Genomic DNA, 19,955 nt, shown 5'->3' on the forward strand with positions numbered 1-19,955 from the left:
TTCCGGACAGCCCCTCCGGCAACTCAAGAACTTAAAAACTTAAACAAATTGGAATGGTTTGAAGCGCTTATCCTTGGGCTTATTCAAGGACTGACCGAATATCTGCCGGTGAGCAGTAGCGGACACCTCGCCATCGGTTCGGCATTGTTCGGTATTGAGGGAGAGGAGAATCTTGCTTTTACGATAGTGGTACATGTGGCTACGGTGTTCAGTACGCTGGTGATACTCTGGAAAGAGATTGACTGGATTTTCAAGGGACTGTTCAAGTGGCAGATGAACGAGGAGACACGTTACGTCATCAATATACTGGTATCCATGATACCTATCGGCATTGTGGGGGTATTTTTCAAGGACGAAGTAGAGGCCATTTTCGGTTCGGGACTGGTCGTTGTGGGCTGCTGCCTGCTGCTGACAGCTCTGCTGCTGTCTTTCTCCTATTATTATAAGCCGAAGCAGAAGGAGAACATCAGCATGAAGGATGCCTTTATCATCGGTCTGGCACAAGCATGCGCGGTGCTTCCGGGGCTTTCCCGTTCGGGCAGTACCATTGCAACCGGTCTGTTGCTGGGCGACAACAAGGCGAAGCTGGCACAGTTCTCTTTCCTGATGGTGATGCCTCCCATCTTGGGTGAGGCACTGCTGGATGGGATGAAGATGATGAAAGGTGAGGCGGTTGCGGGGGATATTCCGGCGCTTTCGCTGGTGGTAGGTTTCCTGGCTGCTTTTGTTTCGGGCTGCCTGGCCTGCAAGTGGATGATAAATATTGTGAAGAAGGGCAAGCTGATTTATTTTGCCATCTATTGCGCGATAGCCGGTGTCATAACGCTCATATTAAGCTAAAGTCCCCTCCTTGTGTGGGGGAAAGACTGATTACTCCGGAAATCAATAAGAGAAAAATATTAAGTTGTACCATTTTATCCCCCTCCCTACCGGGGAGGGGTTAGGGGAGAGGCCAATGAATTTTAAAGAAGGAGAAGTCCTCTATTTCAATAAACCGCTGGGATGGACATCGTTCAAGGTTGTGGGACATGCGCGTTACCACATCTGCCGGCGGATAAAGGAGAAGAAGTTGAAAGTAGGCCATGCCGGTACCCTCGACCCGCTTGCTACGGGGGTGATGATAGTCTGTACGGGCAAGGCCACGAAACGGATTGAGGAATTCCAGTATCACACGAAGGAGTACGTTGCCACCATCCGGTTGGGTGCCACCACTCCCTCTTACGACCTGGAACATGAGATAGATGCCACCTATCCCACGGAGCACATCACCCGCGGACTGGTGGAGGAGACGCTGAAGAAGTTCATCGGCGAGATACAGCAAGTGCCTCCCGCCTTCTCGGCATGTATGGTGAACGGGAAACGTGCCTACGACCTTGCCCGCAAGGGAGAGGAGGTAGAGCTGAAACCCAAGTTGCTCGTCATCGACGAGATAGAGCTGCTGGACGACGGGCTGGATATTGCCGAACCGTGGATAAAGGTACGCGTAGTATGCAGCAAAGGAACCTATATCCGCGCCCTGGCACGTGACATCGGCGAAGCCCTGCAGAGCGGCGCTCACCTCACCGCCCTGGAGCGTACCCGCGTAGGCGACGTCCGGCTGGCAGACTGCCTCAATCCCCTCGATTTTAAAGAGTGGATAGAGGCGCAGGAGATAGATATTTAGTTATAAGTTATGAGTTATTTGCTATGAAGTGTAGTATACTGCCGGATAACTCATACCCTCTTATGACTAAAACAGACTGATATAAATAATAAATAACTTATAACTCATAACTAATTATGAAACTGTCGCAATTCAAATTCAAGCTTCCCGAAGAGAAGATAGCTTTGCACCCCACGAAGTACAGAGACGAGTCACGTCTGTTGGTGTTGCACCGTAAGACGGGTGAGATTGAGCACAAGATGTTCAAGGATGTTCTGGACTATTTTGATGACAAAGATGTGTTTATCTTCAACGACACCAAGGTTTTCCCTGCCCGCTTGTACGGTAACAAGGAAAAGACCGGTGCGCGTATTGAAGTGTTCTTGTTGCGTGAGTTGAACGAAGAGCTCCGGTTGTGGGATGTACTGGTGGATCCTGCCCGTAAAATACGTATCGGCAATAAGCTCTACTTCGGTGACGACGACTCCATGGTGGCTGAGGTTATCGACAACACCACTTCGCGTGGGCGTACGCTTCGTTTCCTTTACGACGGTCCGCACGATGAGTTCAAGAAGGCGCTCTATGCGCTGGGCGAAACGCCGCTGCCCCACAGTATCATCAACCGTCCCGTAGAGCCGGACGATGCCGAACGTTTCCAGTCTATTTTTGCACGCAACGAAGGAGCTGTTACGGCGCCTACCGCCAGCCTGCACTTCAGCCGCGAGCTGATGAAGCGTATGGAAATCAAGGGTATTGACTTTGCCTACATCACCCTGCATGCTGGCTTGGGTAACTTCCGCGACATTGATGTGGAAGACCTCACCAAGCACAAGACAGACTCCGAGCAGATGATTGTGAACGAGGAAGCCGTACGGATTGTGAACCATGCCAAAGACCTGAACCGCCAAGTCTGTGCCGTAGGTACCACCGTGATGCGTGCCATCGAGAGCACTGTCAGCACCGACGGACATTTGAAGGAATACGAGGGTTGGACCAACAAGTTCATCTTCCCACCGTACGACTTTACCGTGGCCAATGCCATGATATCCAACTTCCACATGCCGCTCAGTACCCTGCTGATGATTGTTGCCGCTTTCGGCGGTTACGAGCAGGTGATGGAGGCATACAATGTGGCATTGAAGGAAGAGTACCGCTTTGGTACGTATGGAGATGCGATGCTGATTACAGACCGGTAATTATGGTTGTTTATTTCAGTCTTGGTACCAATCTCGGCGATAAGGAGCAGAACCTCCGCATGGCCGTCCAAAAGATAAGAAAGCAGATAGGGGAAGTGATTTCCCTATCTGCTTTTTATGCTACTGCCCCGTGGGGCTTTTCTTCCGATAATATTTTTCTGAATGCCACACTCTGCGTAGGCACTGCTTTGGCACCTTTGGAGGTGTTGCAAACGACGCAGGAAATCGAGCGGGAGATGGGGCGTACGCATAAGTCTGTCAATGCAGTGTATAGCGACCGTGTGATAGACATCGACCTACTGCTCTGTTTTGCCGATGACGGTACTCCCGTTTTGCTGGATACGCCCGAACTGAAACTTCCTCATCCGCTGATGCAGGAACGCCGTTTCGTGATGGAGCCGTTGGCAGAGATTGCTTCAGGCGTGGTGCATCCGGTATTGGGAAAGACAATCGGGGAATTGTTGCAAAATCAGTGTTAATCTCTGCTATCTGTAGCGCAGATACAAGATTTCTTTTTTATCTTTGCCTCCGGAAAGCGAAGATAGGCTGCACCTCAGCAGAACAAAATGAACTTGTTCATTTTGTTCTGCGTTCGGTTTGCACTATCTTTGCCCCCGAAAAACGATATGTGGAGAGATTTGAGTAGCTTGCAACCACAGAAAAAAATGCTAAAACACATCCTTTTCTGACGGCACGTTTGTGTGCCGGATGCATCTACTCCACACGCTTCCCTCCGCCATTCGTTGAATTATCAATTATCAATTATCAACTATCAATTCTCAACTGAAATGGGATATTTATTCACATCCGAATCGGTGTCTGAAGGACACCCCGACAAAGTGGCCGACCAAATATCGGACGCTGTGCTTGACAAACTGTTGGCCTATGACCCCAGTTCGAAAGTAGCTTGCGAAACTCTGGTTACTACCGGTCAGGTAGTGCTGGCTGGAGAAGTGAAAACCAAAGCGTACGTTGACATGCCTCTCATCGCACGCGAAGTAATCAAGAAAATCGGCTATACCAAAGGCGAGTATATGTTCGAGAGCAATTCGTGCGGCGTGCTGAGCGCCATCCACGAGCAGAGCCCCGACATCAACCGCGGCGTGGAGCGACAGGACCCCATGGAACAAGGTGCCGGAGACCAGGGAATGATGTTCGGCTACGCCACCAACGAAACGGAGAATTACATGCCGCTTTCACTGGACCTTGCACACCGCATCCTGCAAGTGCTGGCAGATGTCCGTCGCGAAGGCAAGGTGATGACCTACCTCCGTCCCGACGCCAAGAGCCAGGTGACCATCGAATATGATGACAACGGCACACCCGTACGCATCGATACCATCGTAGTTTCCACCCAGCACGACGACTTCGTACAGCCTGCCGACGACAGCGATGCCGCCCAGCTGAAGGCCGACGAGGAAATGCTCGCCCAAATCCGCCGGGATGTAATCGAGATTCTGATGCCGCGTGTCATTGCTTCCATCCATCATGAAAAGGTGCTGGCACTGTTCAACGACCGTATCACATATCACGTCAACCCCACGGGCAAGTTCGTAATCGGTGGTCCCCACGGTGACACCGGGCTGACGGGACGCAAGATTATCGTAGATACCTACGGCGGCAAGGGTGCCCACGGCGGCGGCGCTTTCTCCGGAAAGGACCCCTCTAAGGTAGACCGCAGCGCAGCTTATGCAGCCCGCCACATTGCCAAGAATCTGGTAGCTGCCGGCGTTGCCGACGAAATGCTGGTACAGGTAAGTTACGCTATCGGTGTGGCACGCCCCATCAATATCTTCGTAGATACTTATGGCCGCAGCCACGTCAATATGAGCGACGGTGAGATTGCCCGTAAAATTGACGAGCTGTTCGACCTCCGCCCCAAGGCGATAGAAGACCGCCTGAAACTGCGCAACCCCATCTATCAGGAGACTGCCGCCTACGGACACATGGGCCGCGAGCCGCAGACCGTCGTCAAGCACTTCCGTAGCCGCTACGAAGGCGACAAGGACATAGAGGTAGAGCTCTTCACCTGGGAAAAGCTGGACTATGTGGAGAAGGTAAAAGCCGCCTTCAGCCTATAGCCTCCCCTAATTGTCAATTATCAATTATCCATTGAAAAAGTAATCAGCGTAGCTTTACGGCTATTTATATAGAAGGCTGCCCTTCTGCTCCGAAGTATCGGGACGGAAGTGGCAGCCTTTGATTTCCTTAATTTGGCTATCCGAGCAGGAACTCGCTGGCAGGTATCATTCGGATTGTCTTCCCGTCTTCTTCGAAACGATCGGCCTGATTGGTGGTCACGATGACACCCTCCGTAAGGTTGAGTGCCTTCATGGCTTCCAGCAGTCCGTTGTATTCGCGGGTGAAGTTCAGTTCGGTTATCTGGTGGCAGACTTGGACGGCGCGGCACACTTTGCCTTTCTCGCTGACTATGAAGTCGCATTCCCCCTTGTCTTTATAGTAGCAGATGCTGCCCGGTTGCCTGCGCAGATGCAGGAAGATAAGGTTCTCCAGCTTATGCCCGGTAGCGTCCGAGAAGTTGGCCGCAGCTTCGTTCACCAACCCTAAGTCCATGGCATATACTTTTTTCGGATTCCGAGCTTGCACCTTCAGCGAATAATTGAAGATGGGCACGAACTCCAGCAGATAGGAACTTTGATAGAACGAGAAGTAATCCAAGAAGGTAGACGTTGCCTTTATATCGAACATCCCGGTCAGTTTCCCCGCCGATACAAGGTTGCCTACATTGGATAGCAGGTAGACGGCAAGTGCGCGTAGTGAGTTCACATCCTTTATCGAATTGCGTATGGCGATGTCCCGTATCAGGATGTCGTCAATCAGTGTGTTCAGGATAATCTCGGCATGATACTTCACATATTCCGGGATGCCCCCATCGTGCAGATAGGCCGAAAGCGAATCTTCACCGGCAGGCAGGTTTCTGAACGACAAGAACTCTGAATAAGAGAAGGGAAAAAGCTCCATCGGGATGTGTCGGCCGGTGAGGTGGGTGCCCAGTTCCCTGCTCAGCAACGAGGCGTTGGAGCCGCTGATGAATATGGTATATTCTGCATTGAGCATCTGATGGATAAAGATTTCCCATTTGGGGATAATCTGTATCTCGTCGAAGAACAGTACGCGGATGCCGCGGCGTTCTATCTCCCGCAATAGGCGGGTGAAGTCATCGGCATCGAAGTTGGCAAGGCGGATGTCCTCAAAGTTCAGGTAGAGCGCCTGGTCGTACTTCCGGGACATGAGTTGCCGCAAGAGGGTGCTCTTGCCACAACGGCGGATGCCGGTGATGATGGTGGCAAACGAAGGTACTGCCGGTACGCCGGCCAGTGCCTCGCGCGTCAGTCCGTTTTCTTTTTTGCGGAATATCTCGGCTTGCGCATCCAATATAGCCGATATTTCTTCTTGTCTGATCATCTTGTTAGGGGATTGATTCCTGCAAATATACGAAATCGTTTGTTACTAACAAATGATTTCGTAGTTTACCAGCAAACGAATATTCTATTTGCAGGAGTCAGAAGGAGGTGTTCATAGTCGGGGAGTTATCAGGGGAGGTAGAAGGAGTTATCGCCCTTTAACTCCTTCTACCTCCCCCGATAACTCCCTTAAATGAAAGAGCCGTGCTTTGTAAGTTATAAATTGAAATGAAGTGACGGCATTCTGTCTTAAATTATGTATTTTTGCAGCAGAGACGACAATAATACTGATATATGAGACACCTTCTATATATTTTCTGCTTTTGTTCAGGCCTTGTCTTTCTGTGTCATTCTTGCAGGAGGGAGATTGCTTCTGTATATCCTGCGCTTCTTTCTGCCGATTCCATGATGTGGAGCAATCCCGACAGTGCTTTGCTGGTGTTGGAACAGATACCGGATTCCCGCGAGTTGCGGGGAGAAGAACGCGCCTTGTATGCGTTGCTGCTGACACAAGCCCGATACAAGAGTTGTGTGCTGCTGGAGAACGATTCGCTGATACAGATAGCGGTAGACTATTACGACGGAGGCAGAAAGCAGGAACGGCTGGCGCAAGCATACTTCTATTGGGGATGTGTCTATCTGGAAAATAAAGAGTTTCCGAAGGCGATAAGCCTCTATCTGAAGTCGCTGGAACTGATACCAGAGAAGGACTCTATATTCGTGGCGATGCTGTACACCCATTTAGGGAGTTGCTATAGTGGACAAAAACTGCGCTCTATCGCAAGAGACATGTATAAAAAAGGGTATGCCTTTTGTGTGGGTAAAGATTCTGCCCGGGCTTGTTATCTCTTGAATGATATTGGAGATACTTTCTTGGTGGAATATCAATTGGATAGTGCTTTGGTGTATTATCGGCAAGTGTTAGAAATGGCTTCTGCTCTTCAGCGTTCCGATTTGCTATTTGCTATATGTAGCGATATAGCTGCTCTCTATAATGAACAAGACAGATATGCCGAAGCTGAATTTTATATATCGAAAGCATTGTCATATCAATCTTCCAAAAAAGATTATACTTTAGCTTGTTCTACCAAAGGGGATATTTTAGGTGACTTAAACCAAAGCGATTCTGCCATTTATTATTGGAAGATAGGTGCTGAATCCTCCAACATATATGTAAAGGCATCGTCTTATGACTGCTTGTTCCGGGAATACAAGAAAATGAAATTATGGAAGGAGTCTACTTTGTATGCTGATTCTTTCTTTATCTATTATGATTCTATCCAAGCGATGAATGACCGTGCAGAGCTTGATAAACTGATGGATAATCATCTGGTGGAGTTGCATAAACGCGAGTTGTCTGCCAGAAATCAATGGATTATTGTAGGTTTGGTTGCCGCTTTTCTTGTTCTGGTAGCGATATTGATTATTCTTTATCTGTGGCGTGATGGTCGTAGGAAAAAGAAATATGTAGATTTGCAGCAGCGATTGATGGAGAACCGTGCGGAAGCCATATTCCTGAGTGAAGTTACCGAAGCATCTTCCGATGACAGGAATGCAGAACTGGAGAAATTGGAAAAAGAACGTTTTCAAATTTGTCTGTCTTTGTTTGAAACAACGGCAGGAAGTAAAAGACTGGATGAACTGAAGAAGGCCACTCCTTCAATGCAAATCAAGATAGCAGATACATACAGAGCATTGATTGTAAGTAATATCCGGAAATCATTTGCCGATGTCATGGGTAACCTGAAAGAACGTTACCCCAATTTGACGAATGACGACCTGCTTTATTGTGTGTTGTCTCTGCTTCGTTGCCCCAAAGATGTCATTCTGCATATCACCAATGTTTCTGCAGATGCCATAAAAGTAAGGAAAAACCGTATTAAGGGCAAAATTGATGCTGAGCAGTTCTCTCATATCTTTGATTGTTGATAATCAATGGCATATCTTCTCCTTTGTTACTTTTGTTACCCGTTGTTGTTACCTTTATTACCTCTTTTTTCTTTGTTAGTATAAGAAAGTAATCTTCCTTTGTCTCGAAACCATTGAATTAATTAATATGAAGACAAGAGAACTACTATTGTTATGTCTATTTTCCTTTATTTCTATGAGTGTAAATGCAGGACAATATCAAAAGAATGAAAGGAAAATAAGATTGGAAAAGCACGATTCTAAAAATTCTCCGGAGAAAGCAGGACGTTCTACTATTCCATTCGAAGTATTTGCTTATTTGAATTCGGATTACGAATTAATATCAGTAGATTTAAAGAGTACTGCTGATGTTGAGGTTTCAGTTACCAGCCTTTTTACTAATGAAACCATTCTTTCTGATTCGTACTCTACTTCTACTTCTGAGATAATACTAAATTTAGCAGGTTTATTAAATGAAGGAGAAGCTTACCGTATAGAAATTACTATCGGAGATACCGTATTATACGGGGATTTTACGTACTAACACTATAATTCAAGAAAAAATGAAGAAACATTTGCTGTTCGCCTTTTTGGGCGCGCTGGCTTGTTGCTCATGCAGCAACAGCTACGATTTATTGGAGAACGATGCAGAGCTTGCCAGGGCTGCCGAGGATTATGAATTGTCGACCAGAGCCGCCAGCGCTGAAGCTGATTCTGCCAAAATTGAGACAATAGCCGACGAACAGGCCATTCAGGCTACGATGGATGAGTATGAACAGAAATTGATGAACAGATTGTCTGTTGCTAAAGAAAGGGTTATGCGTACAGCTTATGCCGCAACAACTGACGTAGTAGGAGTTTTCAAGGTTGGTTCATGTGGTACGTACAAAGAGTTAACTCTTCATCTAGATGCAGAAGATACTAGACAGAATTCTAAAGTTTCAGGTCCAGTGGGAGATACATATGTGGATGGTAATGGTAATGTGAATTTTAAATTTTGTTTGACTGAAGCAAATAGGTATTATCCAGGTGGGGTATTTCTTGTTAATCATATAAATTATTCTCAGTTTGGTGGTACAATGGATGTTCTTGTTCGTTATCATGATTGTGATGATAAGCATAATAAGAATAGCATAAGTAGTACTGATACAAGATTTTCGTCAGTTAAAGATCTTGCTGGTTATACAATAGTGGATACTAATGCTGCTTTAGCTTGGGCCTATCCTCCTTACCCTCGTCCTCAATGGACACCACCTTTTGGACTTGGTCCAAAACAATCTATCACATATGGGGTTTTATTGGATGGTCCAGCATTTACTGATAGAGGAATAATTTATGTTGATGATGAAGATTCCAGTAACAAAAATTGGTTGAAGCACTATAAAGGATATAAAGAAGATACTTCAAGTATATCATCGGGTATGCATGGAATAGAAGGAACAGATAATACAAGATATTATGTTGTCTTGAATACGGATAAGGAGGACTTTGTGTTAAGAAATCTGTATCATCCTAATTTTGGAAGAGTCCCTCTGCCGTAGCGATATGAAGTATCTTATTTTTTTATATTTCTTTTTTCTGTGCTCTTGTTCCAATCGGGACAAGAGCATTGTGGCAGAAGTGAATGGCTATGAAATCAGTGCTTCAGAGTTGTCCCGACTAACTACTCAGGAAACTTTTGATTTATTGAATACAGCTTACGAAATAAAGTTGAAAGCCTTGGACGATTTGATTAAGCATAAACTGATTGAGCAGGAAGCTGCTGCCGTGGGGAAAACGTTCAATGTTTTTCTTGATGATTATGTAAAAGAGATGATAAATGGTAAAGAAGACAGCCTGCTTATGATGTTCGGCTCAGTAGATGAACGTGTCCTCCATTCAAGAGAAAGGCTTAGCAAAGTGTCTTCAGGAAGTATTGAAGGGAATATTTCTTTGAGAAATGATATAAGGGCTGCTGTAATTCAGCATTTGGCAGATTCACTGTATAATAAAGCAGATATAAAAAGATATCTTTATCCTCCCAAACAGCCTCAATGTGTTATTAGTGACTTGAATGTACATTATAGAGGGAATCTTAATGCTGCTACCACTTTTATTGTAGCGTCCGACTTTGATTGCAAACGTTGTGTTGACTTTGAAAAGACGTTGAAACAGATTTATAGTGAATACAAGGATAAAGTGAGATTCGGCTTTATTAATTTCGCCGATGAGCCTACTCTTGCATCTTTGTCATGTGAAGCTGCCGTCAAATACAATAAATTCTGGGAGTTTCATGATGCCATTTTTGAACATGAGGCTTTGGTCGATTCTGCGTTTGTTTTTGCTACTGCCAGTAGACTGGGTCTGGATGTCGAAGAATATAAGCAAGAACTGCTGTCTGCGGTGAATTATGATAGGGTAAATCATACCATCAACAAATTGATGGAACGGGGACTATTTGCCACTCCTACCATTATCATTAATGACAGATTGATATATATCACAAATTCTTATGAAGAGCTGACTAGACTCTTGAAGCAGGAATTGGAACTGTAAAATAAATCTTGGCTATTATGGTGAGGTATTTCAGTATTATATGGACGTTGTGTCTGCTTTTTCTTTTGTCAGGTTGTGAGGAGGAGTTTGATGTTGATATTCCAGATTCTATGCTTGATGGAATTGTTTTTAACGGGGTGATAACCAGTGAGAATCCACCTTACTTTTTCCTTTTGAGAAAACCTGCTTTAATATCGGGTCAAGACGGACAATACGAAGGAATAGAAGATGCTACTATGATAGTGACTGATTGTACGGATGGCATTAAGGACACAATGCAGGTGCTTCATCCGTATGATGACTATGGTGGGGTCTTTTATGACTATTACGATTATTATCAGAAGAAGTCTGCACGTGTGGCAGTGAATCCCGGGCATGATAATATTTCTTGCCGGGGTATGTATGCCACTACCAAGATTTATGGTATAGAAGGGCATTCTTATCAGTTGGATATTTTTTATGGAGGAAAACATTATAAGTCTGATATTCAAAGAATGGAATCTGCATTGCCTATTACTGATATGAAATTGAAGCGTTTTGACTTTAACGAGAAAGGGCATACATGGGCACCTTGTATCAGTTTTATCAATCCCTTTGGAGTAGACAATTACTATCTGTTTCAATTGAATGCAAATAGTTATACAAATTATTCTCTTAAGCATCCTCAGTTTCTATTAAGTAGTGGCCAATTCTGGGGATATTCTATCTTGAGCGATGAGTATCTTGAAGAGAATGTGGTTGATTTTCTGATTGACGACGGAGAAAATCCTTTGGGTTATCCTCCGGGTTGGGATTATCCCATGGGAGATTCCCTATATGTATGGGCGCAGACCATTTCCAAGAGTTGTTATGACGTTTTCGACCAGATGATACGTCAGTTTCGGTCGGATGGTGGTGCTTATACGCCTGCACCGTCATCGGTGGGCAGCAATATAAGTGGCGGGGCGTATGGTTGCTTCCGTGTGAGTGCAGTTTCTGAAAAAGGCATTGCAACGGGGGAAAGATGATGTGTTGTTTTGTAATCGTAAGAAGATAAAGCTAATGAAACGGTCGCTGATTTATTTCTGTATTTTGTTTTTGAGCTGTCAGGCAGTGGTTGCCCAAAAGGTTGTTGTACGAGGGTGTGTGACGGATGCCAAAACGGGTGAGATTCTTTCGGATGCCAATGTGCTGGAACGAAGGTCGGGAACGGGAATGGCAACCAATGCTTACGGACTTTATTCCATATTACTTCCCAAGGGGGAATGTATATTGCAATGTTCCATGTTGGGGTATGTTACTTGGAGGGATACCTTGACTTTATCAGGAAACATGGTGGTGAATATCGCATTGACTCCCGATGATTATTGGCTGAAAGGTATCGAGATAGTGGGAAGCCGCAAGCATAGCGGACAATTTGCTTTAGAAGCAAAGGAAATACAAGCATTGCCATCTGTGGGAGGAGAACCGGATTTGATGAAGTCATTGCAATTTCTACCCGGAGTGCAGAGTGGCAATGAAGGGGCAAACAATATTTCTGTACGGGGCAGTAACCAATGGGGAAATCTGGTCTTGCTGGATGAGGCTGTAGTTTATAACCCCAGCCATGTATTGTCCTTCTTCTCGGTGTTCAACAACGATGCTATCCGTGAGGTGAACTTGTACAAATCGTTCTTCCCGCTGAAGTATGGCGGTCGTTCTTCATCCGTCATAGACGTGCGTATGCGCGAAGGCAACAGCAAGGAACGTGAACGGAGTGCCAGCTTGGGGTTGATAGCCTCGAAAGTGCTGTTGGAGGGACCTTTGAAGAAGAAAGAAGGCTCTTATCTGCTTTCCGGCCGGTTTGGATATCCGGGGGTAGTAGCCGGACTGTTGGGAAGTAATCTGACATCCAAACCGCAGATGTGGTTTTATGATGTCAATGCCAAAGTGAACAGAACGCTGGATGCTCGGAACCGGATGTTCTTTTCCTTGTATAGCGGAGGCGACCATACCGTGTTCAACAAGCTGGTGAAAGGCTATGGGATGGATTGGGGAAATGCCACGGCTACCATACGTTGGAACCATATACTGAATGATAAGACGAATGTGAATACGAGTGCTGTCTTCAGCAACTATTATTATAAGTATAAATCGTTGTCGGACGGATTGAGATATGTGTGGAAGTCGAACATGCAGTCGTATCAGTTGAAGTCGGATTGGGAGAGGTATCAGAACAATCTGCTGACCTTGAAGGGAGGGGTGAACCTACATTATTTCACTACGATGCCCGGTGAGGTGGGCAAGTCCGGTAAGGATTCTAACATCACTCCTTCGCAAATGCCGCGCAAGAGTTTGTGGGATGCGGCATTGTATGCAGAGGCAAATTATAAATTCTTGCCCCGTTTTCTTCTGAATGCCGGGGTCAGGCTGTCCGTACTGCATGCACCGGCCTCTGCCTATTATGCAGCCAAGACATTTGTGATGCCCGAACCCCGTGCCGAGCTCTCTTTTATTCCGAATGCCTCGCACCGGTTTTCTGCATCGTATACACAAGCGGCACAGAGCATACACATGCTCACCACCTCTTCGGTAGGTATCCCCTCGGACATGTGGATGCCTGCCAATGCACTGTTGAAGCCCTCCGTCATGCGCCAACTGGCATTGGGATATGAGTACAATTTTCCTGATAAGGAATATACATTGTCGCTGGAGGCATATATGCGCCGGACAAGCCATGTGGTGGATTATCGGAAAAATGCCGATATTTTTCAGAATGACTGGATAGAGGATGAAGTCGAAACCGGTTCTGCCAGAGGGTGTGGATTGGAATTCTACTTGTCAAAGAATAAAGGAGCCGTGACCGGATGGATTAGTTATACTCTCTCTCGTGCGCGTAACCGTATAGGAGGAGAGGAGTACAGACCGGTGTACGACCGTCCCCATAACCTGAAATTGTTCGTAAACTGGGAAATGAACAGACATTGGTCTCTGTCTTCCACTTTCTCCTATGCATCGGGGATGAATCTTACGCTCCCCATTGGAAAGTATGAATCGGAACATGTACTGGTCTATATTTATTCTGCCCGGAACGGTTATCGTGCTCCGGCTTTCCACCAGTTGGACTTTTCGGCGACGTGGCGTATCAGGCAAGACCGCAACTTGAGCCTTTCCATCATCAATGCTTATAGCCGGAAAAATGTGTTCTCTATTTATGCAGGGAGGCAAGGGCACTTTTCTGTAGGAAACGGGCGTATCTATAAACTGTATCTTTATGGCATCGTCCCTTCGCTGACCTATTCTTTCAAGTTTTGAGATAACTCTTATTTTTTTCCTCCACCGGCAGTACAAACACGAACCTTGCCCCCTCCTTGTACTCCTTGTCCAGCAGCACTTTCCCTTTCAGCCGTTCGGCGATGAGGCGGCAGATATTGAGTCCCAGACCGGTGCCTTGCCCGAAGCTGTCGGCCTTTTCAAAGCGTTCGAAGATGGTCTCGGAGTATTCCGGGGGAATGCCGGTACCGGTATCGGTGACGGAGAAGGTGACGTATCCGGGATTCTCTGTGAGAGAGCAGTGCAGGCGGATTTCGCCTTGTGTGGTGTGTTTCTCTGCATTGGTAAGGAAGTTGATGAGTATCTGGCACACACGTTGCCCGTCGGTGCTCAGTTCGTAGCAGTCGTCCACTTCGGAGGTGTAGTAGAGCTTCACGCCTTCGGGCTTGCGGTGTTCAACGGTGGTTATGGCTTCCCGGCAGAGCTTGTTGCAACTGTGCGGCGCTATCTTCATGGTGTATCTGTTGCTTTCCAACTCGGCTGCGCTGAGGATGTCCCCCACCAGTGTAAGGAGGAGGTCGGAATTGTGCTGTATGAGATGGCAGAAATCCTGCCTTTCCTCTTGGGAAAGGTTCGCGTCGGGGGAAGTGATGAGTTGTGAGAAGCCCACGATAGAGTTGAGCGGTGTCCGTATTTCGTGACTCATGTTCTGCAGGAAGATGCTCTTTGCCTTGTTGGCTGCTTCGGCTTGGTCGCGCGCTTCGGAAAGTTCCTCGTTCTTGTGGCATAGTTCGAGGTTGACTTTACGTTTGCGGTGGAGGTAGAGCATCAGGAAAAGCAGGGATAACAGCAAAAAGCCGGTGACAATGCTGAAAAGAGTGATGCGGTAGCGCGAGGTGGCCTGTATGTTTTCCATTTTCAGACGTTCGGCGCCTATCTGGGTGTTCAGTTCGGCGATGTCCGACAGTTGCAGGAGATTGTTCGTCGAATCCAACTGCTGGTGGTATTTTTTCAGATATTTGATGGCATTGGGATAGTCTTTGGCGCATTCGTAAATGTAGGCATGTTGTTGCAAGCCTTCCTCGGACAATTGGTCAGCGTGGGCATGGGCCTGCTCATACTGTTTGTCCAGTATGTTCTTGCTGATGTGGGCTATCAGTAGGGAAACGCTGGCAGAGAGCTTGCAACGGTCCGCCATTTGTACGGCTTCTTTATAGCAGTCGTTGAATTCATCTATACGTCCCTGCCGGAATAGTACCAGGCATTTCTCTATCATGGCTTGGGCTATGTTCCGTTCTGTTTTGGCGCTCTTCAAGGCTTTTTCGCAATAGTCCAGTGCGGTGGCGTAATCTTTTTGGGTGTTACGGTAATATTCGGCAAGGCTTGAGTATAGTTGGCTGGGATCTTGGTCGGGCATATTCTTCAGCATATAGTCCAAGGCTTCCTGATAGTATTGGGCGGAGAGGTCGAAGTTTCCGCGTGATTTGTAGATATGCCCCATGGCTCGGATACAGCTGAAGATACCGTAAGGGTATCTGTCGGCAAAAGCTTGCTTTTTCATTTTTTCCGCTTTCTGCAAGGCGAGCAATGAGCGTTGTTGGTTCAGGAAGTAGATGATTTCGCTGCTCCAAGCGTGATAATAATATTGCAGATAGTTATTGGCACGTGAAATCTCTTTCAGGTCAGTGGATGCCTTTTCTATTTTGCTATCATCTTTTTGGGATATATAGAACTGCAGGGGGATGATGTATGCCAGGCATTGTGCTTTTTTGTCACCGAGCTTCAGAGCCTGTTGATACAAAGTGTCGGCCACCAGCAACCCCTCCTGCTGGCGTGCCTGCTTGGAAGCCCGCTGGTAGATGGGGTAGAGTGCATCGTCTATCTTGTAGGGATTGTTCTGTGCTGCGGAAGGTAGGAACACCCATACTGAAAGCACTAGAAAACATAACCTTGAAAGAATGCACTCCCTCTTTGTTCTATTGGATGGAATAAGCATGTTTTTTTCCGGATACTTATTATTATGCCTATGGCATCGCAAAAATAAGATAAAAGAATAAATTACAAGCTTTTTTTGTATAATTTCTCTGTTTGCTTGTTGAATGCTCCTTGCCAGGAGCTTTCTTACGAAATTTCCGGTGATAATGCCGCCCTCTACATCATCATATTCTTCCTTATCGAGAACTTCACGATGGCCATTGCATTGACTGCCGCCAGCGGCAGGTCCATGGGGTCGTGGTGGTTGTTGTAGCTCACCAGACGGATGCAGTCCGGCCGTTCCGAGTGGTTGACGTATTTCACTGCCAGGTATTCGTCGCCGCCCCGTTCGAAGGAGACGAGATACATTTCACCGTAGATGACGTCGGTGAAGTCGCGGATGGACTTAAAGCCTACGATGTCACCGGACTTGAGGATGGGATACATCGAGTCGCCCGAGACGTAGACGGCACCGTCGCACACAGGGATATTGGGAATTACAATCCGCCCCAAGGCGTACTGCGGGCGGTCAGCCAGCAGTGTCTTCAGGTTGGCGGCGGCAGAGATGTCATAGAGGGTCACGCTACGGTCGTCCATAGGGTCGGCTGTTTTCGGTGTGTGAAGTATTTCCACTTCACCTTGTACCAAGTCATTGTCACAGAATTTTGAATGATGTGCAGGCGAGCCCTTTCCCGTCAGCAGCCAGTTGTAGTCCACGTCGTCCAGGCTGCCCAGCAGCAGGGGGAAGTCGATGCTGTTGCGGGCGTTCCAGTTGCTCAGTGTGGAGCGTGATATACCCAGAAAGGCGGCAAGTTCGCTGTCTGTCTTGAATTCTTTCGCCAGTTTGGCACGTTTTATGATGTCTGCCGCACAAAATACCGGGTCTTTGTCATTCGCCATATTCTTCAGTTTTTACGTGTAAATTATTCAGAAACTATTATCTCCTCATTTATACTGTCTTACGTCTTATTTAAGAATTTAATTCCCGATTTGTTTGTTTTATAAATGAAAACAGCATTATCTTTGTTGGGACAAAAATACATATCATGTTTTATAAATGCAAATAAAAGGGAGGGATTTATGGAAAATACACATCTGGTCTTTTATCCGGAAGCATCCGAATTTAGCAAAAATACTTACGAATTTGAAAAAATGGGCATCCACCTTGCCGGATGTATAGATGAGGTGCGTTGGAAGTATAGATGCAACGCGCTGGATGTATAGATAGAATACGCTGGATATATACTTCCAGCAAACAGCCCCTACAAGCATCTTTGGCAGGGGCGTGCCGAAAAAAATATTATTGTACTAATTCTTAACAAAAAATGATTATGGAACAGATTATTGAAAAAAATGTTCGTTTCTGTGGATGTTGCCACAGAGAACTGCCCGTTGATTCTTTTTATGTAGACAAGCGTACGCTTGCCCCCGACAATTATTGCAAGGAATGCCGTAGGGCGATGAGCAACGCCCGCTACCGTCGCTCACTTCCAGCAAGCAATCCCCTCCGTTATCCGGTCATCACTGAAATTTCGGACTGTACCCTTCGTATGTATCTTATTCTGAATGCTTTGAAGGTAGTGCGCGAAAGCGTGCTCCGCAAGCGGAAACGCCTATGCGAAGCAGGTGATATAGAATGATACAAGCCGCTCTCTCCCCCTAATCACTAACCCCTAATCATCAAACCATGTCCAGAATCAAAAAACGGGGACTTGACTATTTCCCCTTGAACACAGACTTCATGCACGACCGTCTGGTGCGCCGCATCATGAAACGTGAGGGTGACGGCTCCTTTGCCATTCTGCTGGGCGCCCTCTCCTGCATTTATGCCGACGAAGGCTATTACGTGTGTGCCGACGAGCTTTTCTACGAAGACCTTTCCGCCTGCCTCTATGAAAAGACGGCTGCCGACGTGAAGCGCATTCTTGCCCTGGCTGTGGAGTACGGCATTTTCAATGCCGCCCTTTTCGGCAAATACGCCATCCTGACTTCTGCCGAGATACAGCGGCAGTATCTGTTCAGTACCAAGCGCCGGAAATCTTCCGCCATAGACACACGTTATTGTCTGGTGGATGATTCTCAGAGCGATGACGAGGCCGCGCCGACTGCCGCCGGGAGAGTGCCGTCTGCCAATGGAAGCGTGCCGTCCGCTGCCGAAAGTGCAGCATTTAAGCCCGAAAATGCGACATCGGGTACATATAGCACAGCAGAGCATAGCACATCACAACACAGCAAAGAAAATCCCCTCCTCCATAGTTCCCCCGGAACCGGGGGCACTGAGGGCGCGGATGTGCCATCCGCGGAGGGGGAATATCTTCGGAAAATAGAGCAACTGCAACCGCCGCAGGATGGCACGGACCGCAACCTGGACGGGTTGCTTTTCAATCTGAAGCAGTTCCATATTCCTCCGCAAGAGCAGTATGCCATTATCCTCAAAAGTAATTTCGGTGCTATCGGCCACCCTTTGTGGAAGGGCTTCTATGCCTTGCGCGAGAGTCATGGCAAGATACGGCAACCGGGGCGATACCTGCTGAGCCTGTGCTGTAAGTAAGTTTTCGATTTGTGAATAAATTCATGAAGAAAAACGGTTTTTTTAATTTGCACACTTTTCCGGATAGCGTTATCTTTGCAATGTGGTTAAGCTTAATACACAAAAATAAAACAATGCTGTTTCATTTGAAAAAAACGAATCCTTGAATTTCAAGACAAACTATTAATTTTTAAAACAAAACTACTATGCCAGTAATTTACAAATCATTTCAGTCGGTTCTTGCCAACAAAGAGGGCAAGAAGCTTTTCTATCCCCGCGTGGTGCTGACGGGGAATGTGGACACCGAGCAGGTGGCCAAGGAGATTGCGGAGTTGTCTTCCCTCTCTACGGGTGACTCGAAGAATGTCATCGACAACCTGGTGACCGTGATGACTCGCCACCTGCAGTCTTCCGAGAGCGTGACGCTGGACGGTCTGGGTACTTTCCGCCTTACGATGAAGTCCACCATGAACGGTGTGGAAGACCCTCTGAAGGTGTCGGCTACCCAGTCCACACTACGAGTGCGTTTTCTGCCCACCTCCAAGCGTAATCTGGACCATACGGTGTCTACCCGTTCGCTGGTGACCGGGGTGAAGTGCGTGCGCTTCGACCTTCAGGACACGGCAGGTTCGGGCGGCAACGACGACGGTGGCAGTGATGGCGGCAGCGACGGAGACCAGGGAAATAATCCGCTGGGATAAGGGAATTTACGATTAGACGATTTACGATTGAAATTCGTACTGCTGAATAATCGTACCTATGCAGGCATTTGTGATACGAAGAGTAATCTCAATTGTAAATCGTCAAATCGTAAATCACTACTAACTACCAACTACCAACTACTAACTACTAACTACTCACTACTTATTCATGCGAAAAATTAACTACATCGTGGTGCATTGCAGCGCCACGCGAGAGGGCCATGCGCTCACTCCCGAAGCTCTGGAGACAGAGCACCGCCGTCGCGGCTTCCGCACGACGGGCTACCACTACTATATCCGGAGAGACGGTACCGTGCTCGGAACCCGTTCCCTGGAACTGCCCGGTGCGCATTGTCGCGGTCACAACAAGTATTCGATAGGCATCTGCTACGAAGGCGGACTGGATGCCCGGGGAAATCCGAAGGATACCCGTACGCCGGAGCAGCGTTCGGCCCTGCACCTGCTGGTGCACCAGCTGCTACAACAGTTCCGGAACGCCCGTGTATGCGGCCACCGCGACCTCAGTCCCGATTTGGACGGTGACGGGAAGGTGGAGCCGTGGGAGTGGGTGAAGCAGTGTCCGTGCTTCGAGGTAAGTAAAGAATTTTAGAACAATCATCTTTAAAACATGGAATTATGAAAATAAGCAAAGAAACCTGGAAAGATATCTTGAAAATTGTGGGTACCATCATTGCCACCATAGCCAGTGTGCTGGGCGTGCAGGCGATGCCACTGTAAAAACAGTATTACAAAACTAAAAAAGTGTGCCGGAAGCCGAAATACCTACTTCAGGCGCACTTATTTAAGAAATAT

General features: G+C 47.1%; 20 protein-coding genes. 17 read left to right on the forward strand and 3 right to left on the reverse strand.

Annotated features, from left to right (window positions below):
• Window positions 1–48 precede the first annotated feature (48 nt).
• The 5 genes from ACESTD_RS02430 to metK all read left to right on the forward strand — a co-directional run bounded on the left by ACESTD_RS02430 (window position 49) and on the right by metK (window position 4,919).
• Window positions 49–840 carry an undecaprenyl-diphosphate phosphatase gene (locus ACESTD_RS02430; RefSeq protein WP_005834001.1) on the forward strand — a complete coding sequence of 264 codons (792 nt, stop codon included), beginning with the start codon at window positions 49–51 and terminating at the stop codon, window positions 838–840.
• A 115-nt stretch (window positions 841–955) separates the two neighbouring features.
• The gene (truB, locus tag ACESTD_RS02435) at window positions 956–1,663 is read left to right on the forward strand and encodes a tRNA pseudouridine(55) synthase TruB (RefSeq protein ID WP_005825294.1); all 708 of its coding nucleotides are present in this window, start codon (window positions 956–958) and stop codon (window positions 1,661–1,663) included.
• Window positions 1,664–1,779: 116 nt separating this feature from the next.
• Complete coding sequence (queA, locus tag ACESTD_RS02440; RefSeq protein WP_005825296.1) at window positions 1,780–2,838, forward strand: tRNA preQ1(34) S-adenosylmethionine ribosyltransferase-isomerase QueA; 1,059 nt, start codon at window positions 1,780–1,782, stop codon at window positions 2,836–2,838.
• 2 nt (window positions 2,839–2,840) lie between these two features.
• Window positions 2,841–3,317, forward strand: a complete 477-nt coding sequence (gene folK / locus ACESTD_RS02445; protein ID WP_005834006.1) for a 2-amino-4-hydroxy-6-hydroxymethyldihydropteridine diphosphokinase — start codon at window positions 2,841–2,843, stop codon at window positions 3,315–3,317.
• A gap of 309 nt (window positions 3,318–3,626) precedes the next feature.
• Window positions 3,627–4,919, forward strand: a complete 1,293-nt coding sequence (gene metK / locus ACESTD_RS02450) for a methionine adenosyltransferase (RefSeq protein WP_118274275.1) — start codon at window positions 3,627–3,629, stop codon at window positions 4,917–4,919.
• A 136-nt stretch (window positions 4,920–5,055) separates the two neighbouring features.
• Here metK and ACESTD_RS02455 read toward each other — a convergent pair whose 3' ends face one another.
• Complete coding sequence (locus tag ACESTD_RS02455; RefSeq protein ID WP_005834009.1) at window positions 5,056–6,264, reverse strand: ATP-binding protein; 1,209 nt, start codon at window positions 6,262–6,264, stop codon at window positions 5,056–5,058.
• A gap of 293 nt (window positions 6,265–6,557) precedes the next feature.
• On the opposite strand from ACESTD_RS02455, the gene ACESTD_RS02460 reads away from it, so the two are divergent.
• From ACESTD_RS02460 to ACESTD_RS02485, 6 genes are all read left to right on the forward strand, one after another.
• The gene (locus ACESTD_RS02460) at window positions 6,558–8,192 is read left to right on the forward strand and encodes a tetratricopeptide repeat protein (RefSeq protein ID WP_005834011.1); all 1,635 of its coding nucleotides are present in this window, start codon (window positions 6,558–6,560) and stop codon (window positions 8,190–8,192) included.
• Between the two features lie 127 nt (window positions 8,193–8,319).
• On the forward strand, window positions 8,320–8,715 hold the full coding sequence (locus tag ACESTD_RS02465) for a DUF3244 domain-containing protein (protein WP_005834014.1): 396 nt from the start codon (window positions 8,320–8,322) through the stop codon (window positions 8,713–8,715).
• Window positions 8,716–8,734: 19 nt separating this feature from the next.
• On the forward strand, window positions 8,735–9,712 hold the full coding sequence (locus ACESTD_RS02470) for a hypothetical protein (protein WP_005834017.1): 978 nt from the start codon (window positions 8,735–8,737) through the stop codon (window positions 9,710–9,712).
• A 70-nt stretch (window positions 9,713–9,782) separates the two neighbouring features.
• The gene (locus tag ACESTD_RS02475) at window positions 9,783–10,706 is read left to right on the forward strand and encodes a thioredoxin domain-containing protein (protein ID WP_310592613.1); all 924 of its coding nucleotides are present in this window, start codon (window positions 9,783–9,785) and stop codon (window positions 10,704–10,706) included.
• Window positions 10,707–10,723: 17 nt separating this feature from the next.
• Window positions 10,724–11,713: a DUF4249 family protein gene (locus ACESTD_RS02480; RefSeq protein WP_120172993.1), complete on the forward strand. Its 990-nt coding sequence runs from the start codon at window positions 10,724–10,726 to the stop codon at window positions 11,711–11,713.
• Window positions 11,714–11,747: 34 nt separating this feature from the next.
• On the forward strand, window positions 11,748–13,979 hold the full coding sequence (locus ACESTD_RS02485) for a TonB-dependent receptor domain-containing protein (protein WP_120172994.1): 2,232 nt from the start codon (window positions 11,748–11,750) through the stop codon (window positions 13,977–13,979).
• Here ACESTD_RS02485 and ACESTD_RS02490 read toward each other — a convergent pair.
• Both ACESTD_RS02490 and ACESTD_RS02495 read right to left on the reverse strand, forming a co-directional pair.
• The gene (locus tag ACESTD_RS02490; protein ID WP_373158602.1) at window positions 13,969–15,933 is read right to left on the reverse strand and encodes an ATP-binding protein; all 1,965 of its coding nucleotides are present in this window, start codon (window positions 15,931–15,933) and stop codon (window positions 13,969–13,971) included. The genes ACESTD_RS02485 and ACESTD_RS02490 overlap by 11 nt on opposite strands.
• A 155-nt stretch (window positions 15,934–16,088) precedes the next feature.
• Complete coding sequence (locus ACESTD_RS02495; RefSeq protein ID WP_005825301.1) at window positions 16,089–16,811, reverse strand: helix-turn-helix domain-containing protein; 723 nt, start codon at window positions 16,809–16,811, stop codon at window positions 16,089–16,091.
• 180 nt (window positions 16,812–16,991) lie between these two features.
• Between ACESTD_RS02495 and ACESTD_RS02500 the strand changes: the two genes are divergently transcribed.
• The 6 genes from ACESTD_RS02500 (at window position 16,992) to ACESTD_RS02525 (ending at window position 19,880) form a co-directional block, all read left to right on the forward strand.
• Window positions 16,992–17,135: a hypothetical protein gene (locus ACESTD_RS02500; RefSeq protein WP_022400608.1), complete on the forward strand. Its 144-nt coding sequence runs from the start codon at window positions 16,992–16,994 to the stop codon at window positions 17,133–17,135.
• 101 nt (window positions 17,136–17,236) lie between these two features.
• Window positions 17,237–17,551 (forward strand): hypothetical protein, encoded by a 315-nt coding sequence (locus ACESTD_RS02505; protein WP_057089647.1) that lies wholly within the window; start codon window positions 17,237–17,239, stop codon window positions 17,549–17,551.
• A 47-nt stretch (window positions 17,552–17,598) separates the two neighbouring features.
• Complete coding sequence (locus ACESTD_RS02510; protein ID WP_005834029.1) at window positions 17,599–18,462, forward strand: DUF4373 domain-containing protein; 864 nt, start codon at window positions 17,599–17,601, stop codon at window positions 18,460–18,462.
• A gap of 185 nt (window positions 18,463–18,647) precedes the next feature.
• A complete protein-coding gene (locus tag ACESTD_RS02515; RefSeq protein ID WP_117588936.1) occupies window positions 18,648–19,142 on the forward strand; it encodes an HU family DNA-binding protein in 495 nt (164 codons plus the stop codon).
• A 169-nt stretch (window positions 19,143–19,311) separates the two neighbouring features.
• Window positions 19,312–19,752, forward strand: a complete 441-nt coding sequence (locus ACESTD_RS02520; protein WP_057256718.1) for an N-acetylmuramoyl-L-alanine amidase — start codon at window positions 19,312–19,314, stop codon at window positions 19,750–19,752.
• Between the two features lie 26 nt (window positions 19,753–19,778).
• Window positions 19,779–19,880, forward strand: a complete 102-nt coding sequence (locus ACESTD_RS02525) for a smalltalk protein (protein WP_005825315.1) — start codon at window positions 19,779–19,781, stop codon at window positions 19,878–19,880.
• Window positions 19,881–19,955 lie beyond the last annotated feature (75 nt).

Origin of the sequence: Bacteroides sp. AR20 (assembly GCF_964250605.1) — a bacterium.
Lineage (GTDB): Bacteria > Bacteroidota > Bacteroidia > Bacteroidales > Bacteroidaceae > Bacteroides > Bacteroides uniformis.